The following is a 239-nucleotide window of genomic DNA, read 5'->3' as shown; positions in this document are numbered from 1 at the left end:
AATGCCGCCGGTGCAGAACATCGCGACCTTCTTGTGCACGGCCGGGTCGAAGTGTTCTTTGATGTAGTCGGGAAACTCGCGAAAACTGGTGGTTTTCGGATCGATGGCGCCTTCGAAGGTGCCGATCGACACTTCGTAATCGTTGCGCGTGTCGATCAGCAGCACTTCCGGGTCGCTGATCAGCGCGTTCCAGTCCTGCGGTTCGACGTAGGTGCCAACCTTCTTGTTCGGGTCAACGC

The 239-nt window shown here is 57.7% G+C and carries 1 pseudogene; it reads right to left on the bottom strand.

From position 1 onward, the window contains the following. Nucleotides 1-239: pseudogene (locus AAEY83_RS18230) on the bottom strand (oxygen-dependent tRNA uridine(34) hydroxylase TrhO); the annotation flags it as partial.

The sequence above is a fragment of the Psychrobacter sp. TB20-MNA-CIBAN-0197 genome, from assembly GCF_040309765.1.
GTDB lineage: Bacteria > Pseudomonadota > Gammaproteobacteria > Pseudomonadales > Moraxellaceae > Psychrobacter > Psychrobacter submarinus.
Note: the sequence above shows the minus strand (reverse complement) of the source record. Positions and strands in the feature narration are given on the sequence as shown.